Here is a 20,290-nt window from a genome sequence, read left to right as displayed (position 1 = left end):
ACCGGGTCGGAGGGCCGCGCGGCTACTGGAGCCCGGCCTCCTTGCAGGCCGCGGCGTACGTCGGGGTGCAGATCTCCTGGACCGTGTACAGGCCGTCCTTGACGACGGTGTCCTTGATGTTGGTCCTGTCGACCACGACCGGTGTGAGCAGGTTGGCCGGGACCTTCTCGCCACTGCCGCTGGTCACGGTGGTGGGCGTCAGGTCGGCCGGGAGCGGCTTGCCCTCGGCGAGGTTGACGGCCATCGTGGCCGCGATGTCGGCCTCCGGCTTGTACGGCTTCTCGACCGTGATCGTCTGGGTGCCGAGCAGGATCCGCTGGATCGCGTCGAGCTGGGCGTCCTGGCCGGTCAGCGGCACGTTCATGCCCGCGGCCTTGAGCGCGGTGGCGATGCCGGCGGCCAGTCCGTCGTTGGCCGAGTAGACGCCGACGATGTTGTCCTTGCCCAGGGAGCTGATGGCACCGGACATCTGCTGGTTGGCGTTGTTCGGGTCCCAGTTCGGCGTGTCGTACTCCTTGCCGATCTTCACCTTGCCGTCCAGGACCGAGTGCGCCCCGGCCTTGAACTCGGCCGCGTTCGGGTCGGTCGGCGAACCGTTGTGCATCACGATCTGGCCGGTCCCGGCCTTGTCGCCGAGCGCGTCGAGGAGCGCCTTGCCCTGGAGCTCGCCCACCTTGCGGTTGTCGTACGAGACGTACGCGTCGACCGGGCCCTGCGCGAGGCGGTCGTACGCGACGACCTTGACGCCCGCGTCACGGGCCTTCTGCACGGACGACTGGATCGACTTCGCGTCCACGGCGTCCAGGATGAGGACCTTGTCGCCCTTGGCGAGCGCCGTGTTCACCTGCTGTTGCTGGGTGGTGGCGTTCTCGGCGGCGTTGTAGTAGTCGATCTGGGCGTCGGGCGCCAGCTCCTTGATCTTCGCCTCGATGTACGGCCGGTCGAACTTTTCGTACCGCGTGGTCTTGCTCTCCGGCAGCAGCAGGCCGATCCTCACCTCGCCCTGGGCCGCGGACTCCGGCGGGGAGGCCCCGCTGGTCGCCACCGCGCCCAGACAGAGGGCCGTGGCCCCGGCCAGGGCAATCGCGCCGCGCAATGTACGGCTCATGGGAGGCTCCTTCCGTACGCCCCCGCCCCACCGCCGCGTGAGCGCGGGTACGAAGACGTGCATGTGGCCATATATCGACATTAGCGTCAACCGGGGGACCGGCAAGCGGGTGACGCGGCTCCGCGCGGGGCGCCGGGGCCGGGCCGAAGTCAGTACACGTCCCGGACGTACCGCCTGTCGGCGGCCAGCTGCTTGACGTACACCCCCGCCGACTCCTCGTCGAGGCCGCCGTGGGTGACGGCGATGTCGCGCAGCGCCCGGTCGACGTCCTTCGCCATCCGGGCGGCGTCGCCGCACACGTAGAAGTGCGCGCCGGCCTGGAGCCACGACCACAGCTGCGGCCCGTGCTCCCGCATCCGGTCCTGGACGTAGACCTTGGCGCGCTGGTCGCGGGAGAAGGCGGTGTCGAGGCGGTCCAGGGTGCCGTCGGCCAGGAGGGCGGTGAGCTCCTCCTCGTAGTAGAAGTCGGTGGCACGGTGCTGTTCACCGAAGAAGAGCCAGTTCGGAGCCCGGTGGCCGAGGGCCCGCCGCTCGTCGAGGAAGCCGAGGAAGGGCGCCACACCCGTGCCGGGACCGACCATCACCATCGGGGTCGTGGGGTCCGCCGGGGGCCGGAAACGCGGGGCGCGCTGGACGAAGAGCGGAACCGGGGAGCCGGGTTCGGCATCGGCGAGGAACGACGAGCAGACGCCCTTGCGGGGACGGCCGCGAAGGTTCTCGTAGCGGACGACGGAGACGGTCAGCGACACCCGGTGGGGATCGGTGAGCGGGCTGGAGGAGATCGAGTAGAACCGGGGCCTGAGACGGCCGAGGACCTCGGCCCACTCCTGCGCGGCGGCGCGCACGGCGTGCTCGGCCAGGACGTCCACGGCCTGCCGGCCCCAGGTCCACTGGGCGAGCCCGTCCTTGTTGTCGGGCCGCAGGAGCCTCTTGAGGTCCCGGTCGCCGGTCCGTTCGGTGACGAAACCGAGGAGGGCGGGGGTGACGCCGGTGATGTCGAGGTGACGGTGCAGGGCTTCGCCGAAGGGCACGGGGCCGACACCCGGCAGTTCCACGGGGACGTCGGCGCCGAGACCGGTGACGGCCAGCCATTCGGCCACGAGATCGGGGCAGTTCACGGGCCGCACGCCGAGGGCGTCCCCGCTCTCGTAGCCGAGCGGTGTCCCGTGCTCGCTCGTGTCGAAGGTGAACCGGCGCACCTCCTTGCCCGCGCCCGGCAGGCTGAGGAGCCGGTTCCCGACGAGGCGGGCGGGCGTGGTGACGGGCCCCGACCGCCGAGCGGGCGCGGGCGCGGCGGCGGAGGCGGGCGCGGAGGCGGGGACAGCCGGGGCCGGTGCGGCCGGCGGAGCCGGTGCCGCCTCGGACAGACCGGCGAGGACCTGGTCGAGCCAGGCGTGTGCCGAGGGTTCGTAGTCCGGTTCGCAGTCGGTACGGGGCGCCAGCCGGACGCCCCCGAGCTCGTCCAGGCGGCGGTCGAGACGCCGCCCGTGCCCGCAGAAGTCGCCGTACGAGGAGTCCCCGAGGGCGAGCACGGCGTAGCGGCGGCCGTCGAGGCGCGGGGTGTCGGGCGCGGCGAGCGCGTCCCAGAATCCGGAGCCGTTGTCGGGCGCGTCCCCGTCCCCGAACGTGCTGGTGATCAGGAGGAGGTCGGCGGCGGGTGGCAGCGCTCCGAGGTCGGTCTCGTCCATGCCCGCGAGCGCGGCCCGGTGGCCGGCCGAGAGCAGCCGCTCGGCGGTGGCGGCGGCGAAGTCCTCGGCGTTGCCGGTCTGCGAGGCCCACAGCACGACGACCTCACGGCCCGCGGTGTCCGCGCCCGCGGCGGCCGGGGCCTGCGGCGCGCGCGAGTACAGACCGGCCAGGACCCCGTTCACCCAGCGGGCGTGGTCCTCGCGGAACGGCGCGCCGGGCGGCAGGACGGGCACACCCGGCGCGCCCGTCTCCAGACCGGCGAGGAAGCCGACGAGGTACTGCCGCTCCTCGGCGGTCAGGACGGGCGGCGGGGCCGCTTCGAGGCCGAGCGCCGCGGCGGGCCCCGGCGGCAGGGCACCGCTCGGAACGACCACCTTCGGCACCAGGGGCGTGACGGGTGCGAGCGCCGTCGTGACCCCGGATCCCGGGGGCGTCGGGTTCACCGGGACCGCCGCCTTCGACAGAGCCACCGCGCACACCTTCAGCTCGGGCTGGAAGGAGAGGGGGTCGACGGCGTCCTGGGTGACGGCGTTGACGCACAGGTCCTCGCCGAACAGGTCGTTCCAGTGGAAGGGGGCGAAGCAGCCGCCGGGCGCGACCCGGTCGGTGACCACCGCCGGGAGCACCGCCCTGCCGCGCCGTGAGGCGATCTCCACCGGGTCGCCCGCCACGATCCCGAGCCGCAGGGCGTCCTCGGGATGCAGTTCGACGAACGGCGCCGGGTTGAGCTTGTTGAGCTTGGCGACCTTGCCCGTCTTGGTGAGGGTGTGCCACTGGTGCTGGAGACGACCGGTGTTGAGGACGAACGGATACGCGTCGTCGGGCATCTCGGCGGGATCGAGGTGGGGCCGGGCGTGGAAGACGGCCCGGCCGCTCGCCGTCGGGAAGACGGGACCGGCGCCGTCGCCGGCCACGTACCGGATCGGGTTGCGGGCCGGCCCTCCGCTCGCGGCCGGCCACTGGACGGGGGTGGCGCGCAGCCGCTCGTACGACACCCCGCTCAGGTCGTACCCGGTCTTCGGGTTCCCGGCCCGTCTGATCTCCTCGAAGACCTCCTCGGCACTGTCGTACGAGAACGCCTTCTCGTATCCCATCGCGCGGGCGACGTCGGCGATGATCCGCCAGTCGGCGAGGGCCTCGCCCGGCGGGTCGACGGCCGGCCGGGTGAGGGTGAGGCCGCGCTCGCTGTTGATCAGGACGCCCTCGGTCTCGGTCCAGAGGGCGGCGGGCAGGACGACGTCCGCGTACGCGTTGGTCTCGGTGTCGGCGAACGCGTCCTGGGTGATGACGAGTTCGGCGGCCCGCAGGCCCTCGACGACGGTGGCGCGGTTGCCGACGGAGGCGACCGGGTTGGTGCAGATGATCCAGCACGCCTTGATCTCGCCGTCCGCCATGCGCCGGAAGAGGTCGACGGTGCCCTGCCCCGAGCCGTCCTCGCGGATCGTGCCGGGCGGCAGGTCCCAGAGCTCCTCGGTGAAGGCCCGGTCCTCGGCGACCAGGACCGAGCGCTGTCCGGGGAGGCCGGGACCCATGTACCCCATCTCGCGTCCGCCCATGGCGTTGGGCTGGCCGGTCAGCGAGAAGGGGCCCGAGCCGGGGCGGCAGATCGCGCCGGTCGCCAGGTGCAGGTTGACCAGGGCGTTGGTGTTCCAGGTGCCGTGGGTGGACTGGTTGAGGCCCATGGTCCAGCAGCTGGTCCATTCGGCCGCCGTGCCGATCCACTCGGCGGCGGTGCGGATGTCGTCCTCGGGCATGCCGGTGATACGGGCGACCGTGGCCGGCGGGTAGTCGGCGAGGAACGGCGGCATCGCCTCCCAGCCCTCGGTGTGCGCGGCGACGAAGTCGGGGTCGGTGTGTCCGTTCTCGTGCAGCAGGTGCAGCAGTCCGTTGAGGAGCGCGAGGTCCGTGCCCGGCCTGATCCGCAGGAAGAGGTCGGCCTTGTCGGCGGTGGCGGTGCGCCGGGGGTCGACGACGATCAGTTTCGCCCCGGCCTTGACCCGCTCCATCATCCGGAGGAACAGGATGGGGTGGCAGTCGGCCATGTTGGAGCCGATGACGAGGAAGACGTCGGCCCTGTCGAGGTCGTCGTAGGAGCCGGGCGGTCCGTCGGCGCCCAGGGAGAGCTTGTAGCCGGTGCCGGCGCTCGCCATGCAGAGCCGCGAGTTGGACTCGATCCGGTTGGTGCCGATGAAGCCCTTGGCCAGCTTGTTGGCGAGGTACTGCGCCTCCAGGCTCATCTGGCCGGAGACGTAGAGCGCGACCGCGTCGGGCCCGTGCTCGTCGACGATCGCCCGCAGCCGGCGGGCGGTCTCGGCGACGGCCCGGCCGGTGCCGGTGGGGACGGGCGAGGCACCGCGCTCCTCGCGGACGAGCGCGGTGGTCAGGCGGCCGGGGGCGGCGAGCAGGTCGGCGGTGGTGGCGCCCTTGGTGCAGAGCCGCCCCCGGTTGGCGGGGTGGTCCTTGTCGCCCGTCGCTCTGAGGACCGTACGGCGTCCGTCGGGTCCCGTGGCGATGTCGAGGAGCAGTCCGCAGCCCACACCGCAGTACGAGCAGACGGTCCGCACCTGCTCGGCCGTACCGCCCCGGGGGTCCGCCGTGTCCTGTGGGGTCACCGGGGCGCCTCTCTGTGGAACCGTTCGAGCCCCGACCGTACGAAACGCCCGTTACACCCGTGTCAACCGGGCCGATCATGGTCCGTAACACCGGTCACACAGCGGCCCCGGGCGTCGTGTGAGCTCCCCGGTCCACGGGTGTCACGGGGAGGCGGAGCCGCCGGTGACGTCGGTGACGGTGGTGACGTCGGTGGCGCGCAGGAGCCGCAGGAAGGCCTTCAGGCCGGTGATGATCTCCTCGTTGTCGGTGAGCCGGTTCACCGTGGCCTCGAACTCCCTCGCGAGGGCGGCGATCCTCCGGTCGGTCCCGTCGGCGCGCTGATGCGCCGAGAGGGCGACGGCGTCCACCGTACGGCGCAGCTCGGCGAGGGCCCGGTACTGCTCCTCCGCCTTGCCGTCCAGGACCGTGGCACCGCTTTCGAGCGCCGCGACCCGCGCGGTCAGCGCCACCACGTCGTCACGCGGGAACGTCACCTCCCTGAGCAGGACGCCGAGCCTGCGCCGCAGCTGCCCGAAGTACGCGCCGGCCGGTCTGAAGAACGTGCTCAGGAGGAAGAACCCGGCGAACCAGTAACCCGCCCCGTGGCCCGTCGCGAGGGCGACGGCGAGCGCCCCCGCCGCCGTCACCGCGTGCCCGGCGACGGCGACCCGCAGCATCACGCGCGCGATGCGCCGGGCCTCGGTGTCCCGCTCCCCGGGGACGGCGAGGCCCTTCTCGCGGCTGACCGCGATCTCGGCGAGCACCGCGTGCGCCCGGAAGTACAGGTTCCACGGGGTGGTGAGGAGCAGCAGGAGCCAGAGCAGTCCGAGGACGCCCGCCCCCACGGCGAGCACCGTGCCGGGCGGCGCCCCCACCGCGTACGCCAGCACCAGCGCGCCGACCGCGAGACCCGCCGCCACGAACACACCCACGACCTTGCTCATGCCGCCCCCTCCGAGCACGTGCGCACCCTGGCGACATGGTCCCGCCGCGGCCGGCTCCCGGCATGAGTACGGCTACTCAGACCGGGGACGCCGCCGGGCGGGGCGCGCACGCCCCGCCCAGCGGCACGCTCCCCGTGCCCCGGGTACGCCCGGAACGCGTCAGGAGAGCGCCAGGGGGGCCTCCGGGGCGAGCGCGGCGGCGATGCGCTCGGCGACCTTCTCGGCCGTGTTGCCGTCGGGCGTGGTCGCCGTCTTGGTCGTCGAGACCGCGATGGCGAGCCGCTTGGACGGAAGGTACGCCTGGATGGCCGCGTACCCGGAGAACGACGGGTTCTGCAGGACCCACCCGTTGATCACGATGACGCCGAGACCGAAGTGCTTGGCCTCGGTCTGCTTCAGGCAGATCGAGGCGGGACACTTCGCGGTCCCGCCCCCGAGCCCGACCGTGCCGGGGTCGAGCAGCGTGCGGTACGAGCGGGGGGAGAGCAGCTCGCCGCTCCCGATGCCCCGCGCCGAACGGGCCAGGTCACAGATGTGGGTGGTGATGACCGCGCCGGGGGCGGTGGTCCACGACGGGTTCCAGAAGGTGGACTCCTCGTAGAAGCCGCGGTCGGAGGTGAAGGCGTGCAGCACCGGACGCGGGATGTCGGGGGTGAGGTTGCTCCGGGTGTTCCGCAGCTCCAGCGGACCCGTGACCTGCTCCTTCAGGAGCGCGTCGATCCGCATGCCGGTGATCTTCTCGAGGGCGGAGATCAGGAGCAGGTAGTTGCCGTGGGAGTAGCTCCAGCTGGTGCCCGGCTCGTACCAGAACGAGTGGCGGAGCGGATACGCGAGCAGCTGCTCGGGGGTCCAGGCACGGAAGGGGTGTGCCTCAAGTTCCTTCCCGAACGCGGGGTCGGTGACGTAGTCGTGGAGCCCCGAGGTGTTGCTCGCCAGCATGCGCAGGGTGATCCTGTCGGCCTTGGGCAGGTCGGGCAGCCAGCGCTCGACGGTGTCGTCGAGCCGGACCCGCCGCTGCTCGACGAGCCGGAGCAGGGCCGTTCCGATGTGCGCGAAGGCCACGGACCCCGCGCGGAAGTGCATGTCGGGCTCGGCCGGTACACCGGTCATGGACTCGCCGAGCGCGTCGGTGACGACCTCGCGTCCGTCGACGGTGACCCGCAGCTGCACGGACTTCAACCGGAGGTCCTTCTTGGCCTTGCGGGTGATGTCCAGGATCCGGCGGGCCTCGCCGCCGAGGGGACCCTCGGTCCGTACGCAGTCGGATCCGCCGTGGCCGCCGGGCCCCGCGGCGAGCGCGGGTGCGACGGCGGCCGTCTGGACGGTGAGCGCGAGGAGCGCGGCGCAGAGCAGGGCCCTGCGGGAGCGCACACGCGTGCGCGCGCGCGAGGTGAGGGGGGTGCGTGTCATGCCCGCACTATGTCCGGGGCTCCGGCGTCTGTCCGGCGGAACGCTCCGCGACCCGCCGCCGACCCGCCCGGGCGGGTCAGCCGCCGGGCCTCTCCGTGCGCCCGTTCGGGACCTTTCCGCGCGTCCGTTGAGGAGGCCATCGAGTCGCGATGGTGTTCATATCGGGACAAGATGTCATTTCGTGGCCCCTCGAGAGGTCGTACGCGTCTCTCCGTCAGCGGGCGAAGTGGACGTCCGGCGGGCTGCCGCCGCGACAGGAGGCGGGAATGTCCGAGCTGATCGTCATCGGATACGACGACCCGGAGGTGGCCCGGCGTGCGTTCACCACCGTGCAGGACCTGCAACGGGACTACGTGGTGCACCTGAACGGTCTCGCGGTGGTCTCCGTGGACGAAGGGGGCAGTACCCATGTCGACACCACCAGCCGCCTCGTCGGCGTCTCCGCCGCGTCCGGGGCCCTGTGGGGAGCGATCTTCGGCATCCTCTTCCTGCTGCCCGGGGTCGGACTCCTGACCGGCGCGGCCCTCGGCGGTCTCGTCGGCAAGCTGAGCAAGTCGGGCGTGGACGACCGGTTCCGCCAACAGGTGGAGGACCTCCTCAAGCCCGGTTCGGCCGCCGTCGTGATCATGGCTTCGAAGATCACCGACGACAAGTTCACGGTGGCCATGCAGCCGCACGGCGGCACCGTCCTCAAGACCTCGCTCAGCGACGAGGACGAGAAGGAGCTGGCCGACCAGCTCGCCGGCCCCCAGTAGCCCGCCCGCCGCACCCGCCGGCCGGGCCTGCCCGGCCGCGCCCGCGACACCGCGGGAACCAGCAAGGAAGGCTTCCCCCATGGACCCCGCGCTCAGCAGTGACGTGCTCGCGAAGCTGCGCAGGCCCCGCCCGTACCCCGCCGTGTCCCTCGTCATGCCGACGCACCGCCGCGCACCGGAGAACGCCCAGGACCCCGTACGCCTCCGCAACCTCGTGGCCGCGGCGGAGAAGGCCGTCCACGACGACCCCGCGGTGACCCGGGAGCGGCGCGACGACGTCCTGGAGCAGCTGCGCCGGGCGGTCGCCGGGATCGACCTCACGCACGCCGAGGACGGCCTGGTCGTCTTCGCCGCCCCGGGCGAGCACCACGTGTGGTCGGTGGCCCGGACGGTCCCGGAGCGCGTCGTCGTCGCCGACACCTTCCTCACCCGCAACCTCGTCGCCGCCCGGGCCGCCGAACAGCCCTCCTGGACGCTCGCGGTGGCGGCCGACCGGGTCTCGCTGTGGAGCGGCGACGCCGAACGGGTCACCGAACACACCGCGGACGGCTTCCCGCTCGTCCGCGGCCTCGACGACCCGGACGCGGAACGCGAGCAACGCGTCGGCGACCTCCCCGGCACCTTCCGGGACGAGGCCACCCGCCGGTTCCTCCGCGAGGCGCACCGGACGCTGCGCGCGGTCCTCGCCTCCCGGCCGCGCCCGCTGTACGTGATCGGGGAACCCGCCGCCCTCGCCCTCCTGGAGGAGACCGGGCCGCTCCTGCCGGGCGCGACGCCCATCCGGCAGGGCGGGCTCGCGCGCGGCCCCGCCGAGGCGGTACGGAAGGCCGTCGAGCCCGCCCGCGCCGCCCGTGAGGCCGCCGCGTCGACCACGGTCGTGGCCGAGCTCGACGCGGCCAGGGGACGGCGGGAGTACGCCGGTGGGATCGACGAGGTGTGGCAGGCCGTGAAGGACGGCCGGGTCCGGCTGCTCGCCGTCGAGGACCACTACCGGACCGTCGTACGGGACGACGGCGGCCATCTGGAACCAGCGGAGCCCACCGAGGCCGAGGCACGGGACGACATGGTCGACGAGATCGTCGAACGGGCCCTCGACAGCGGAGCCGAGGTCCAGTTCGTACGCGACGACACCCTGCTCGACATGGACCGCATCGCCGGCGTCCTGCGCTACTGACCACGATCGCACCACGGAGACGAGAAGAGGACGCATCCTGTGAACCCCACATCGGCGCGCGCGAGACGGTCGGTCCGCGCACGGGCGGTGAGCGCGGCGGCCGCCGTCGTCGTCACGGCCCTCGGCACGGCCGGCCTCGTGTCCTGCGACACCGGCAACGACGACACCGGCGGCCCCACTTTCAGCCCACGGCCCACGGCTCCCGACACGGCCGGCTTCTCGGGCGAACCGCCGTCCGCCGCCGCCTCGTCGGCCGCGGAGGCCATCGAATCCGCCCGCGCGTCCGCCTCGTCGGCGGCGGCCTCGGCGTCCGCCAGGGAGGCCTCGCGCAAGGCGTCCATCGGGACGGAGATCGAGCGTTCCCGCCAAGCCGCCGAGGACGCGCTGAAGGGCGTGCAGGGCCGCGGCAACGCGCTGGGCGAGGTCGCGATGACCGGAAAGCCGCGAGCGGACACCGGAGGTGTCCTGGCCGTCCTCCTGACCGTCACCAACAAGACGGACGAGAAGGCCTCCTACGCCGTGCAGGTCGACTTCCTCGACCCCTCCGGCAAGGTCGTCGAGACGCGGTTCGTCGGTGTCGAGGACCTCGGACCGGGCGAGCGCGAACAGCCGCTGGTCGTCAGCGGACAGCCCCCCGAACCGGTGCTCACCCCGAAGCTCGTGAAGGCGCAGCGGTACTGACCCAGGGTACTGACCCAGGAGGAGAGCCACATGTCCGAACTCATCGTCCTCGGCTACGACGACCGCGCCGTCGCGGAGCGGGCCTTCGCCAAGGTCCAGGAACTCGAGCGCGGCAAGGCGCTCGAACTGACCGGGCTCGCCGTCGTCTCGGTGGACGCGAACGGCGAGACCCACGTGGACACCCCGGCCAGGAGGGAAGGGAAGGTCGCCCTCTCGGCCACCGCAGGCGCCCTCTGGGGGCTGGTCTTCGGCATGATCATCCTCACGCCGGGGATCGGCGTCGTGGGCGCCGCCGTCGGAGGGCTCATCGGCAAGCTGAACCAGATGGGTGTCGACAACAGGTTCCGGGAGAAGGTCCGTTCGCTGCTCGAACCGGGCTCGTCGGCCGTCGTGATCATGGCCTCGGAGGTCAGCGAGGACGCGTTCGCCGGTGCCATGGAGGAATTCGGCGGAACCGTGCTCAAGACCACCCTCCCGGAGCAGAGCGAGCGGGAGCTCGCCGAGCAGCTGGCGGGCTCGGAGCCGACGGACTGATCCGTCCGGCGGTCGCGGAACGCGCGGGACCGGCCGCCCCCTCGGGGGCGGCCGGTCCCATGGGCGCGGGAGGCCTCAGAACTCGACCGCGTCACGGACGAGCGGGCAGGTCATGCAGTGGCCGCCGCCGCGTCCCCGGCCGAGTTCGGCACCGACGATGGTGATGACCTCGACGCCCGCTTCGCGCAGCAGCGCGTTGGTCTGGGTGTTCCGGTCGTAGGTGAAGACGACCCCGGGTTCGAGGGCGACGGCGTTGTTGCCGCTGTCCCACTGCTGGCGCTCGGAGGCGTACACGTCGCCGCCGGTCTCGATCACCCGGAGCTGCGGCAGGCCGAGGCTCTTGGCGACCACCTCCACGAAGGGGGTGTCGCCCTCGTCGGTGATCTCCACGCCCGGGGCCTTGTCGCCGGGCCGCAGCGAGAAGGTGTGAACGGCGTCCATGATCTTCGGGTAGAGCGTGACGATGTCGCGGTCGGCGAAGGTGAAGACGGTGTCCAGGTGCATCGCGGCGCGCAGCTTCGGCATGCCGGCGACGACGACGTGCTCGGCCGCGCCGTTCCTGAACAGCGAGGCGGCGACCTGGGTGATGGCCTGGCGGGAGGTGCGTTCGCTCATGCCCATGAGGACGACGCCGTTGCCGACGGGCATGATGTCGCCGCCCTCGAAGGTGGCCTGGCCCCAGTCCTGTTCGGGGTCGCCCCACCAGACGGTGGCGCCCGCGTAGTCGGGGTGGAAGGTGTAGATCGCCTTCATGAGGAGGGTCTCGCCGTGCCGGGCGGGCCAGTACAGCGGGTTCAGGGTCACCCCGCCGTACAGCCAGCAGGTGGTGTCGCGGGTGTAGAGCGTGTTCGGCAGCGGCGGCATCAGGTACTCGCGCGCCCCGACGCCTTCCCGGGCGAGTGACACGTACCCGGAACGGAACGCGCCCTGCAGGTCGGCCGTCGACAGGCCGCCGATGAGGTACTCGGCCAGCTCGCGCGGGGCGAGGGAGTCGAGGAAGGCGCGGGTGTCGTCGACGAGCCCGAGCCCGACCTCGTTGGGGACGATCTTCCGGTCGAGGAGCCAGGCCCTGGCCTCGGGGATCGCCATCGTGTCGGCGAGCAGTCGGTGCAGCTCCACGACCTCGACGCCCCGCCGGGTGAGCTCGTCGACGAAGTCGGCGTGGTCGCGCTGCGCGTTCTCGACCCACATCACGTCGTCGAAGAGCAGGTCGTCCGAGTTGGTCGGGGTCAGCCGGCGGTGGGCGAGCCCGGGAGAGCAGACCAGGACCTTGCGGAGCCGTCCGACCTCGGAGTGGACGCCGAGCGCGGGCTCGGCGGAAGCGTCGTTGCCGGTCATGCGGGGCCTTTCGGTACGGGTGACGGGGACATCGGGTCACAGGGTCATGGGGCATGGGGGAAGGAAAGGCGACTCAGAGGCTGATCCAGCCGGCCGCGAGGGCCACGACCCCCAGGACGGCGCCGGCGACCGAGACGGCCAGGATCACCAGCTCGCGCGGGGAGAAGAGCCGCCTGCCCTGCTCGCGCCTCGCCTTGACGAACAGGAAGGTCGCGGGCGCGTAGATGAGGAAGGACACCAGGACGAACTTGAGCCCGGCCGAGTACAGCAGGAACGCCGTGTACACCGTGGCGAGCACGCCCACGACCAGCTCGCGCCGGGTGCTCGTCCCCGTCACCTTCTCCTGCGCGGGCCTGAGGGCGATCTTCACCGCGAACGCGGCGGCCAGCAGGAACGGGATCAGGCTGAGCGAACTGGTCAGGTCGAGGGCGAAGTTGAACGCGTCGTCGGAGAAGGCCGTGACCACCAGCACGATCTGGCTGAGGGCCGTGGTCATCAGAAGTGCCGGGACGGGGACGTCGTCGCCGCTGGAGCGCCCCAGGAAGCGCGGCATGTCCTCGTCCTTGGCCGCGACGAAGAGCACCTCCGCGGCCATCAGGGTCCAGGCGAGGTAGGCGCCGAGGACGGAGACGATGAGGCCGACGCTGACGAAGGCCTGGCCCCAGGTGCCGACCGCGGCCTCCAGGACGCCCGCCATGGAAGGCTGGCGCAGCTCGGCGATCTCGCCCATCGGCAGGATCCCGTACGAGACGATGGTCACCGAGGCGAAGACGGCGAAGACGCTGAGGAAGCCCAGGACCGTCGCCCGGCCCACGTCCTCGCGGCGCTTGGCGTGCCGTGAGTACACGCTGGCGCCCTCGACCCCGAGGAAGACGAAGACGGTGGCGAGCATGGTGCCGCGGACCTGGTTGAACAGGGAGCCGGCGTAGTCGGCGCCGCCCCAGTTGTCGGCGAAGACGGACGGCTCGAAGTAGAACAGGGCCAGGAGGACGAAGACGATGATGGGCACGACCTTGGCCACGGTCACGATCCGGTTGATCGCGGCGGCCTCCTTCACCCCCCGCCGGATGAGCAGGAAGAACGCCCACAGGCCGGCCGAGGACAGCACGATGGAGAGGGCGGTGTCGCCGTCGCCGAGCGCCGGCGCGACGGCGCCGATCGTCGACATGATGAGCACCCAGTAGGTCACGTTGCCGACGCAGGCGCTCGCCCAGTAGCCGAAAGCGGAGAAGAAGCCGAGGTACTCGCCGAAACCGGCCTTGGCGTACGCGTAGACACCGGCGTCCAGGTCCGGGCGGCGCACGGCGAGCGTCTGGAAGACGAACGCGAGCATCAGCATGCCGCAGCCGGCGATCGCCCAGGCGATCAGCGCGCCCGCGACCCCCGTCTCCTGCGCGAAGCGTCGCGGCAGGGAGAACACGCCGGCGCCGACCATGGACCCGACGACCATCGCGGTCAGCGTGACGAGCGTCAGCTTGGCCGTGGGCGGGGAGCCGGTGGTGACGGCGCCCTCACTGGTATCGGCGTTCGACATGGCCTGCCTCTCGACTGCTGAAAGCTCGCTCGGAGTGATTGATTCCAATAGTGGCTTATGTGCCTATCTCAGGTGTGGCTGAATCGCGCGTGGTCGGAGAAGAATCGACGCCTCACCGCCCACCCGGGACCCTCGGTCGGCCTGTCCGAAAACTGACGTTCGCTCAGTTAAACCTCGCGCGGACCAAGATCGCCGTTTCGAGGTAACGCCCCCGGTCCTGCGGGGCGAGCCGGGTTCACCGGCCGCTACTGTTCCCCCGGATCTGGACGGATTCCCAGAGGTTCACTCCTGTTCCTCCATTTCCTCCCCTTTCTCCTCTTTCACCGGTCGGCGCACCCGTGCGCCGGTCACCACCCCCCTCCGAAGGAGAGCCCGCCCCATGACCGTTGACACCCGCCCGGACGCACAGCTCGACGCGCCGAAGCAGTCCAGCCTCAGCACCGCGGCCGCCCGGAACCTCGCCACCACGACCAAGTCCGCCCCGCAGATGCAGGAGATCAGCTCCCGCTGGCTGCTGCGGATGCTCCCCTGGGTGGAGACCAAGGGCGGCGCCTACCGGGTCAACCGCCGGCTGAGCTACACCGTCGGCGACGGTCGCATCGAGTTCGTCCAGGACGGTGCCCACGTCCGGGTGATCCCCCGGGAGCTCGGCGAACTCGCCCTGCTGCGCGGCTTCGAGGACGAGGAGGTGCTGAACGCGCTCGCGGGCCGGTGCGTCCAGCGCGACTTCGGCGCCGGTGAGGTGCTCGTCGAGCGCGGCGCCCCCGCCGACCAGATCCACCTGATCGCCCACGGCCGGATCAAGCAGACCTCGCTCGGCAAGTACGGCGACGACGTGGCCGTGGCGGTGCTCGCCGACGGCGACCGGTTCGGTGAGAACGCCCTCCTGGACGCCGACGCCCGATGGGACTACACCGCGACCGCCGAGACCTCCGGCACGCTCCTCACCCTCTCCCGCACCGAGTTCGCCACCGTCCTGGCATCCGCGCCCGGCCTCCAGGCCCACATCGAGGAGTTCAGCTCGCTGCCCCTCCAGCGGCAGAACCGTCACGGCGAGGCCGAGATCGCGATGTCGGCCGGCCACACCGGCGAGGTCGAGCTGCCGGGCGCCTTCGTCGACTACGAGCTCAAGCCGCGCGAGTACGAGCTCTCCGTCGCCCAGACCGTGCTGCGGGTCCACACGAGGGTCGCCGACCTCTACAACGGGCCGATGAACCAGACCGAGGAACAGCTCAGGCTCACCGTCGAGGCGCTGCGCGAGCGCCAGGAGCACGAGCTGATCAACAACCGGGAGTTCGGCCTCCTCCACAACGCCGACTTCAAGCAGCGGATCCAGACGCACTCCGGCCCGCCCACCCCGGACGACCTCGACGAGCTCCTCTGCCGCCGCCGCGGCACCAAGCTCTTCCTCGCCCACCCGAGGACCATCGCCGCGATCGGGCGCGAGTGGAACGCCCACGGGCTCTACCCCGACACCGTCGAGCTCGACGGCCACCGGGTCCTGGGCTGGCGCGGGGTCCCGATCCTGCCCTGCAACAAGATCCCCATCACCAAGGAGAACACCAGCTCGATCCTGGCCATGCGCCTCGGAGAGGACAACCAGGGCGTCATCGGGCTGCGCCAGACCGGACTGCCGGATGAGTACGAGCCGGGCCTCTCGGTCCGCTTCATGGGCATCAGCGAGCAGGCGATCATGTCGTACCTCGTCACCACGTACTACTCCGCCGCCATCCTCGTGCCCAACGCGCTCGGCGTCCTGGAGAACGTGCAGATCGCCCGCAGGCGCGACTAGTCCCGCGGCCGCCGCGACGGCCACCGACGGTCCGGGCCCGACCGGACCGGCCGAGCGCGCCCGGGATCCCGGACAGCCCACCCCCTCACCAAGGAGTCACGGATGCCCGAACCCGGGCCTTCCCCTGTGCAGTCGAGCCTGCCCGCCGCCGCCACCCACTTCGGGACGCACGTCCTCGGCCGGGCGGCCCCCGCCACCGAGCCCGCCGAAGCCGCGGCGGTCACGCCTCCCCACCCGGACCCGGCGTGGATCCCGCCGGGCCCTACCGGGCTCGGTACGGCGGGCCTGTCCCTGGCCCGGCGCGCGGAGGCCCCGGAGCCCTCGGCCCCCTCGGCCTCCGAGGAGCCGGTGCGGGGGCGTCCGATCCCGGGCCTCTATTTCCACCCCGTCCCGGAACCGGATCCCGTACGCGTGGACGAGGTCAGCCGCCGCATCAAGGCCTGGGCCCAGGACGAGGTCCAGCTGTTCCCCGACGACTGGGAGGGCGAGTTCGACGGCTTCTCCGTCGGGCGCTACATGGTCGCCTGCCACCCGGACGCCCCGACCGTCGAGCACCTGATGCTCGCCACCCGCCTCATGGTCGCCGAGAACGCCGTCGACGACTGCTACTGCGAGGACCACGGCGGTTCGCCCGTCGGTCTCGGCGGGCGCCTCCTCCTCGCGCACACCGCGCTCGACCCCCTGTACACGACGAAGGAGTACCAGCCGCAGTGGGCGGAGTCGCTCCACGCGGACGCCCCGCGGCGCGCCTACCGCTCCGCCATGGAGTACTTCGTCGGTCAGGCCACCCCCTCCCAGGCCGACCGGTTCCGGCACGACATGGCCCGTCTGCACATGGGGTACCTGGCCGAGGCCGCCTGGACCGAGACGAACCACGTCCCGGAGGTGTGGGAGTACCTGGCGATGCGTCAGTTCAACAACTTCCGCCCCTGTCCCACCATCACCGACTCCGTCGGCGGCTACGAACTGCCCGCGGACCTGCACGCCCAGCCGGCCATGCAGCGCGTGCTCGCACTCGCCGGGAACGCCACCACCATCGTGAACGACCTCTACTCGTACACGAAGGAACTGGCCGGTCCCGGCAAGCACCTCAACCTGCCCGTGGTGATCGCCGAACGCGAGGGCGTCTCCGACAAGGAGGGCTATCTGAAGGCCGTCGAGGTCCACAACGACCTCATGCGCGACTTCGAAGCCGCCGCCGCCGACCTCGCCGCCGCCTGCCCCGTCCCGAGCGTGCTGCGCTTCCTGCGGGGCGTGGCCGTGTGGGTCGACGGCAACCACTACTGGCACCAGACCAACACCTATCGCTACAGCCTGCCCGATTTCTGGTAAGAAATGGATTATCTGTGACCAGCACCGAATACACCACCGTCGACGGCACCTCCGCGTTCGTCCCCTCCCCGGCGACGCCCTACCAGGGGGACATCGCCCGCTACTGGAACGCCGAGGCCAGGCCGGTCAACCTGCGCCTGGGGGACGTCGACGGCCTCTACCACCACCACTACGGCATCGGTGACATCGACCACGCCGCCCTCGGGGACGCCGAGGACAGCGAGTACGAGAAGAAGCTGATCGCCGAGCTGCACCGGCTGGAGTCCGCGCAGGCCGAGGTCCTCCTCGACCACCTCGGCTCCATCGGGCGCGACGACACGCTCGTGGACGCCGGCTGCGGCCGCGGCGGTTCGATGGTGATGGCCCACCAGCGCTTCGGCTGCAAGGTCGAGGGCGTCACCCTCTCCGCCAAGCAGGCCGACTTCGGCAACCAGCGGGCCAAGGAACTCGGCATCGACGACCACGTGCGCGCCCGCGTGTGCAACATGCTCGACATGCCCTTCGAGACGGGGCAGGCCGCCGGCTCGTGGAACAACGAGTCGAGCATGTACGTCGACCTCCACGACCTCTTCGCCGAGCACTCCCGCGTCCTCGCGGTCGGCGGCCGTTACGTGACCATCACGGGGTGCTGGAACCCGCGTTACGGCCAGCCCTCGAAGTGGGTCTCCCAGATCAACGCGCACTTCGAGTGCAACATCCACTCCCGCCGCGAGTACCTGCGGGCGATGGCCGACAACCGTCTGGTGCCGCAGGCCGTCATCGACCTGACGCCCGACACCCTGCCGTACTGGGAGCTGCGTGCCACGTCGTCCCTGGTGACCGGCATCGAGGAGGCGTTCATCAACTCCTACAAGGACGGCTCCTTCCAGTACGTCCTGATCGCGGCCGACCGGGTCTGACCGACCGCGAAGGGGCCGGGTCCGTCATCCGACGGGCCCGGCCCCTTCGTCCGCTCCGTCACCGTCGGGCACCGGCTCGCCCGTCAACACGGCGACCTCCTCGAGGAGTCCGGCACGGTCGATGGCGTCGGTCCCGGTGGCGGGCACGGTGCAGGCGTGGGCGCCGGCCACCGCGCCGTAGAGGGCGCACCGGTCGAAGGTCCGGCCCGTCAGCCGGCCGAAGAGGAAACCGGAGGCGAAGGCGTCGCCCGCTCCGTTGGAATCGACCACCGGCTCGCGGGGTGCGACGGGCGGTACGTGGACGAGCCCGTCGGCCGTCAGCATGTACGCGCCGTCGGCTCCCGCGGTGGCGACCACGACCTCGGCGCGGCCCCGTTCCATGATCCGGCGCATGGTCCGTTCCGGGTCGGCCAGGGCGGTGGCGGAGACGAACACGAGGTCCGCGCCGTGGGCGAAGGGCTCGTGGTAGGGGTTCTCGCCGTCCCAGTTGTGCAGGTCCGTGGAGACGGTGAGGCCCGCCTCGCGCAGCAGGGGGAGGGCGAAGGCGCACGGGTACGTGATCGAGACGTGGGCGTGGCGGCTCGACGAGGCGAGGGAACGGACCAGCTCCTCGGGCAGCCGGTCGGACTCGTGGGACCGGCTGTCGTCGTAGAGCGAGAGTCTGCGGCCGTCGGGGCCGACGAGGTTGACGGCCCGCTTCGTCCCACCGGGCAGGGGCACTTCGGTGAAGTCGATGCCCCGGTCGCGGTGGAAGGCACGGACGAGGTCGCCGGCGGAGTCCTCGCCGATCATGTCGATGTGGTGGGTCCGCAGACCCAGGGCGCTCAGGCCGAGGGCCACGAAGTCGCCCGTCTGCCCGGCGCGGGTCTCGATGCCCGGCCGGATCATGTAGCTGTCCGCGTACGGGAGGGGGAGCTCGGGCACGTACACGATCGTGTCGACGCCCGATCCTCCGAGGACGAGGACGTCGTACCGGTTGATCGTCATGGTTCCTCCGGCTGCCGCTGAACGCCACGAGGAGTCAAGCAGCCCATGGCACCGCCAGCAAGGGCTTGCAGGATTTTTCAGCAAGGAGATGCGGCGGCGGGGGCGCCTGGGCACCGGACCGTCCGGCCGGATCCCGCTACATGGTATGGACCTGACAAGCAAAGGCCGCTAGCGTACGCCGTGCTGATCCTCTGAGAGCGCTCTCAATGTCTTCTTCCCCCACCAGGAGGCTCCTGTGAGACGTCCATCCGCCCTGCGCGCCACCGTCGCGGCCCTTGTGCTCGCCGTCGGGCTCGGCGCCGCCCACGCCCTCCCCGCGAGCGCCGAACCTTCCGGCGCCGCGCCCACCGCCTCCGCCGGCCTCCTCGACGCCATGCGCCGCGACCTCGGCCTGACGGACCGCCAAGCCGCCGAACGGCTGAAGGCCGAACGGGACGCGGCGCGCGTGGAGGCCGAGGCGCGGCGGGTGGCGGGCGACTCGTACGGCGGCGCGTGGTTCGACGCGGCCGGCGGACGGCTCGTCGTCGGCCTCACCGACCGCGACGAGGAGGCGGAGGTCCGGGCGCTCGGCGCCGACACCCGGCTCGTCCGGCACAGCGCTGCCGCACTGGACCGCACCAAGGCCGGGCTCGACACCCGCTCCGCCCCGGCCGGGATCGCCGGCTGGCACGTCGATCCCCGGTCCAACAGCGTTGTCGTCAGTGTCGTCCGCGCGGACCGGCACCTGCCCGCCGTGCGCGCCTTCGTCGAGCGGGCCCGCGCCACCGGCCCCGTCACCGTCGCCGAGACGGCGGCCGCTCCCCGCACGTACGCCGCGGGAACGGTCGGCGGCGATCCGTACTACACCGGCAACGTCCGCTGTTCCATCGGCTTCTCCGTGCACGGCGGCTTCGTCACCGCCGGGCACTGCGGCCGGGCCGGGGCCGCCGTCCGTGGCTGGGACGGCTCCGCGATGGGCACCTTCCAGGGCTCCTCGTTCCCCGGCGACGACTACGCGTACGTGAGCATCCACAGCGGCTGGTGGACGGTACCGGTGGTGCTCGGCTGGGGGACGGTGCCGGACCGGCTCGTCCGCGGCTCGGCCGAGGCACCCGTGGGGGCGTCCGTCTGCCGCTCCGGTTCCACCACCCGCTGGCACTGCGGGACCGTCCTGGCGAAGAACCAGACGGTCAACTACAGCCAGGGGGCGGTGCACCAGATGACGAAGACCAGTGTGTGCGCGGAGGGCGGTGACTCCGGCGGCGCCTTCATCAGCGGGGACCAGGCCCAGGGCGTCACCTCCGGCGGCTGGGGCAACTGCTCGACCGGCGGCGAGACCTGGTTCCAGCCCGTCAACGAGATCCTCGGCCGCTACGGCCTCACGCTGCACACGGCCTGACCCTCCGTCCGTACGCGCACGCGCTCCGGGCCGGCCGGTCGGCAATCCGCGACCGGCCGGCGCACACACTGGTCTTCGTCATCTGGTGCACCGCCCCCTGGCTGTAGTTGACCGTCTGGTTCTTCGCCAGGACGGTCCCGCAG

Annotated in this window: 15 protein-coding genes; 8 read left to right on the top strand and 7 right to left on the bottom strand. The window is 71.8% G+C overall.

Going from position 1 to position 20,290, the window contains the following annotated elements:
* Positions 1-22: 22 nt before the first annotated feature.
* The 4 genes from ACFWUY_RS37120 to ACFWUY_RS37105 all read right to left on the bottom strand — a co-directional run bounded on the left by ACFWUY_RS37120 (position 23) and on the right by ACFWUY_RS37105 (position 7,743).
* Positions 23-1,108 (bottom strand): substrate-binding domain-containing protein, encoded by a 1,086-nt coding sequence (locus tag ACFWUY_RS37120; RefSeq protein WP_384120509.1) that lies wholly within the window; start codon positions 1,106-1,108, stop codon positions 23-25.
* A 149-nt stretch (positions 1,109-1,257) separates the two neighbouring features.
* Entirely contained in the window at positions 1,258-5,409 is a 4,152-nt protein-coding gene (locus ACFWUY_RS37115; protein ID WP_384120507.1) for a molybdopterin-dependent oxidoreductase, read from the bottom strand.
* 141 nt (positions 5,410-5,550) lie between these two features.
* On the bottom strand, positions 5,551-6,333 hold the full coding sequence (locus tag ACFWUY_RS37110) for a hypothetical protein (protein ID WP_384120505.1): 783 nt from the start codon (positions 6,331-6,333) through the stop codon (positions 5,551-5,553).
* A 159-nt stretch (positions 6,334-6,492) separates the two neighbouring features.
* Complete coding sequence (locus tag ACFWUY_RS37105; RefSeq protein ID WP_384120503.1) at positions 6,493-7,743, bottom strand: serine hydrolase domain-containing protein; 1,251 nt, start codon at positions 7,741-7,743, stop codon at positions 6,493-6,495.
* A 266-nt stretch (positions 7,744-8,009) separates the two neighbouring features.
* Here ACFWUY_RS37105 and ACFWUY_RS37100 point away from each other — a divergent pair, with 266 nt between their 5' ends.
* The 4 genes from ACFWUY_RS37100 to ACFWUY_RS37085 all read left to right on the top strand — a co-directional run bounded on the left by ACFWUY_RS37100 (position 8,010) and on the right by ACFWUY_RS37085 (position 10,887).
* A complete protein-coding gene (locus tag ACFWUY_RS37100) occupies positions 8,010-8,498 on the top strand; it encodes a DUF1269 domain-containing protein (RefSeq protein WP_384120501.1) in 489 nt (162 codons plus the stop codon).
* Positions 8,499-8,577: 79 nt separating this feature from the next.
* Entirely contained in the window at positions 8,578-9,672 is a 1,095-nt protein-coding gene (locus ACFWUY_RS37095; protein WP_384120500.1) for a chemotaxis protein, read from the top strand.
* A gap of 39 nt (positions 9,673-9,711) precedes the next feature.
* On the top strand, positions 9,712-10,353 hold the full coding sequence (locus ACFWUY_RS37090; RefSeq protein ID WP_384120498.1) for an FxLYD domain-containing protein: 642 nt from the start codon (positions 9,712-9,714) through the stop codon (positions 10,351-10,353).
* A 30-nt stretch (positions 10,354-10,383) separates the two neighbouring features.
* Positions 10,384-10,887, top strand: a complete 504-nt coding sequence (locus ACFWUY_RS37085) for a DUF1269 domain-containing protein (protein ID WP_384120496.1) — start codon at positions 10,384-10,386, stop codon at positions 10,885-10,887.
* Between the two features lie 75 nt (positions 10,888-10,962).
* On the opposite strand, the gene ACFWUY_RS37080 is transcribed toward ACFWUY_RS37085, so the two are convergent.
* Both ACFWUY_RS37080 and ACFWUY_RS37075 read right to left on the bottom strand, forming a co-directional pair.
* Positions 10,963-12,225: an arginine deiminase gene (locus tag ACFWUY_RS37080; protein ID WP_384120494.1), complete on the bottom strand. Its 1,263-nt coding sequence runs from the start codon at positions 12,223-12,225 to the stop codon at positions 10,963-10,965.
* Positions 12,226-12,298: 73 nt separating this feature from the next.
* Positions 12,299-13,759 carry a basic amino acid/polyamine antiporter gene (locus ACFWUY_RS37075; protein WP_384120492.1) on the bottom strand — a complete coding sequence of 487 codons (1,461 nt, stop codon included), beginning with the start codon at positions 13,757-13,759 and terminating at the stop codon, positions 12,299-12,301.
* Positions 13,760-14,138: 379 nt separating this feature from the next.
* On the opposite strand from ACFWUY_RS37075, the gene ACFWUY_RS37070 reads away from it, so the two are divergent.
* The 3 genes from ACFWUY_RS37070 (at position 14,139) to ACFWUY_RS37060 (ending at position 17,782) form a co-directional block, all read left to right on the top strand.
* Positions 14,139-15,551 (top strand): family 2B encapsulin nanocompartment shell protein, encoded by a 1,413-nt coding sequence (locus ACFWUY_RS37070; RefSeq protein ID WP_384120490.1) that lies wholly within the window; start codon positions 14,139-14,141, stop codon positions 15,549-15,551.
* Between the two features lie 102 nt (positions 15,552-15,653).
* Entirely contained in the window at positions 15,654-16,883 is a 1,230-nt protein-coding gene (locus ACFWUY_RS37065) for a family 2 encapsulin nanocompartment cargo protein terpene cyclase (RefSeq protein WP_384120488.1), read from the top strand.
* A 14-nt stretch (positions 16,884-16,897) separates the two neighbouring features.
* Positions 16,898-17,782, top strand: coding sequence for a geranyl diphosphate 2-C-methyltransferase (locus ACFWUY_RS37060; RefSeq protein ID WP_384120486.1), 885 nt, complete (start codon positions 16,898-16,900; stop codon positions 17,780-17,782).
* 24 nt (positions 17,783-17,806) lie between these two features.
* On the opposite strand, the gene ACFWUY_RS37055 is transcribed toward ACFWUY_RS37060, so the two are convergent.
* Positions 17,807-18,769, bottom strand: a complete 963-nt coding sequence (locus tag ACFWUY_RS37055) for an adenosine kinase (protein WP_384120484.1) — start codon at positions 18,767-18,769, stop codon at positions 17,807-17,809.
* A gap of 235 nt (positions 18,770-19,004) precedes the next feature.
* On the opposite strand from ACFWUY_RS37055, the gene ACFWUY_RS37050 reads away from it, so the two are divergent.
* Positions 19,005-20,147 carry a S1 family peptidase gene (locus ACFWUY_RS37050; RefSeq protein ID WP_384120482.1) on the top strand — a complete coding sequence of 381 codons (1,143 nt, stop codon included), beginning with the start codon at positions 19,005-19,007 and terminating at the stop codon, positions 20,145-20,147.
* The last annotated feature ends 143 nt before the right edge of the window (positions 20,148-20,290 follow it).

Source organism: Streptomyces sp. NPDC058664, from assembly GCF_042716635.1.
Classification (GTDB): Bacteria; Actinomycetota; Actinomycetes; order Streptomycetales; family Streptomycetaceae; genus Streptomyces.
Note: the sequence above shows the minus strand (reverse complement) of the source record. Positions and strands in the feature narration are given on the sequence as shown.

Bases quoted from the DNA above. Each gene is read 5' to 3' on its own strand.
- ACFWUY_RS37085 (WP_384120496.1), top strand. From the start codon at position 10,384: ATGTCCGAACTCATCGTCCTCGGCTACGACGACCGCGCCGTCGCGGAG.
- ACFWUY_RS37105 (WP_384120503.1), bottom strand. From the start codon at position 7,743: ATGACACGCACCCCCCTCACCTCGCGCGCGCGCACGCGTGTGCGCTCC.
- ACFWUY_RS37055 (WP_384120484.1), bottom strand. From the start codon at position 18,769: ATGACGATCAACCGGTACGACGTCCTCGTCCTCGGAGGATCGGGCGTC.
- ACFWUY_RS37070 (WP_384120490.1), top strand. From the start codon at position 14,139: ATGACCGTTGACACCCGCCCGGACGCACAGCTCGACGCGCCGAAGCAG.
- ACFWUY_RS37110 (WP_384120505.1), bottom strand. From the start codon at position 6,333: ATGAGCAAGGTCGTGGGTGTGTTCGTGGCGGCGGGTCTCGCGGTCGGC.
- ACFWUY_RS37075 (WP_384120492.1), bottom strand. From the start codon at position 13,759: ATGTCGAACGCCGATACCAGTGAGGGCGCCGTCACCACCGGCTCCCCG.
- ACFWUY_RS37095 (WP_384120500.1), top strand. From the start codon at position 8,578: ATGGACCCCGCGCTCAGCAGTGACGTGCTCGCGAAGCTGCGCAGGCCC.
- ACFWUY_RS37080 (WP_384120494.1), bottom strand. From the start codon at position 12,225: ATGACCGGCAACGACGCTTCCGCCGAGCCCGCGCTCGGCGTCCACTCC.
- ACFWUY_RS37100 (WP_384120501.1), top strand. From the start codon at position 8,010: ATGTCCGAGCTGATCGTCATCGGATACGACGACCCGGAGGTGGCCCGG.
- ACFWUY_RS37120 (WP_384120509.1), bottom strand. From the start codon at position 1,108: ATGAGCCGTACATTGCGCGGCGCGATTGCCCTGGCCGGGGCCACGGCC.
- ACFWUY_RS37065 (WP_384120488.1), top strand. From the start codon at position 15,654: ATGCCCGAACCCGGGCCTTCCCCTGTGCAGTCGAGCCTGCCCGCCGCC.